The organism is Shewanella sp. 8A, assembly GCF_023475945.1.
Taxonomy (GTDB): Bacteria; Pseudomonadota; Gammaproteobacteria; order Enterobacterales; family Shewanellaceae; genus Shewanella; species Shewanella xiamenensis.
Genome location: NZ_JAMDJP010000079.1, coordinates 1 through 1355, shown reverse-complemented (window position 1 = coordinate 1355; position 1355 = coordinate 1). Strand labels below are relative to the sequence as shown.

Below are 1355 nucleotides of genomic sequence, written 5' to 3'. Positions count from 1 at the left end.
TAACTTTGTTTTAGGGCGACTGCCCTGCTGCGTAACATCGTTGCTGCTCCATAACATCAAACATCGACCCACGGCGTAACGCGCTTGCTGCTTGGATGCCCGAGGCATAGACTGTACAAAAAAACAGTCATAACAAGCCATGAAAACCGCCACTGCGCCGTTACCACCGCTGCGTTCGGTCAAGGTTCTGGACCAGTTGCGTGAGCGCATACGCTACTTGCATTACAGCTTACCAACCGAACAGGCTTATGTCCACTGGGTTCGTGCCTTCATCCGTTTCCACGGTGTGCGTCACCCGGCAACCTTGGGCAGCAGCGAAGTCGAGGCATTTCTGTCCTGGCTGGCGAACGAGCGCAAGGTTTCGGTCTCCACGCATCGTCAGGCATTGGCGGCCTTGCTGTTCTTCTACGGCAAGGTGCTGTGCACGGATCTGCCCTGGCTTCAGGAGATCGGAAGACCTCGGCCGTCGCGGCGCTTGCCGGTGGTGCTGACCCCGGATGAAGTGGTTCGCATCCTCGGTTTTCTGGAAGGCGAGCATCGTTTGTTCGCCCAGCTTCTGTATGGAACGGGCATGCGGATCAGTGAGGGTTTGCAACTGCGGGTCAAGGATCTGGATTTCGATCACGGCACGATCATCGTGCGGGAGGGCAAGGGCTCCAAGGATCGGGCCTTGATGTTACCCGAGAGCTTGGCACCCAGCCTGCGCGAGCAGCTGTCGCGTGCACGGGCATGGTGGCTGAAGGACCAGGCCGAGGGCCGCAGCGGCGTTGCGCTTCCCGACGCCCTTGAGCGGAAGTATCCGCGCGCCGGGCATTCCTGGCCGTGGTTCTGGGTTTTTGCGCAGCACACGCATTCGACCGATCCACGGAGCGGTGTCGTGCGTCGCCATCACATGTATGACCAGACCTTTCAGCGCGCCTTCAAACGTGCCGTAGAACAAGCAGGCATCACGAAGCCCGCCACACCGCACACCCTCCGCCACTCGTTCGCGACGGCCTTGCTCCGCAGCGGTTACGACATTCGAACCGTGCAGGATCTGCTCGGCCATTCCGACGTCTCTACGACGATGATTTACACGCATGTGCTGAAAGTTGGCGGTGCCGGAGTGCGCTCACCGCTTGATGCGCTGCCGCCCCTCACTAGTGAGAGGTAGGGCAGCGCAAGTCAATCCTGGCGGATTCACTACCCCTGCGCGAAGGCCATCGGTGCCGCATCGAACGGCCGGTTGCGGAAAGTCCTCCCTGCGTCCGCTGATGGCCGGCAGCAGCCCGTCGTTGCCTGATGGATCCAACCCCTCCGCTGCTATAGTGCAGTCGGCTTCTGACGTTCAGTGCAGCCGTCTTCTGAAAACGACA

General features: G+C 60.2%; 1 protein-coding gene. It reads left to right on the top strand.

Features of this window, described 5'->3' with window-relative positions; genetic code table 11:
- The first annotated feature begins 139 nt into the window (after nt 1-139).
- Complete coding sequence (intI1, locus tag M0413_RS22570) at nt 140-1153, top strand: class 1 integron integrase IntI1 (protein ID WP_000845039.1); 1014 nt, start codon at nt 140-142, stop codon at nt 1151-1153.
- Nucleotides 1154-1355 lie beyond the last annotated feature (202 nt).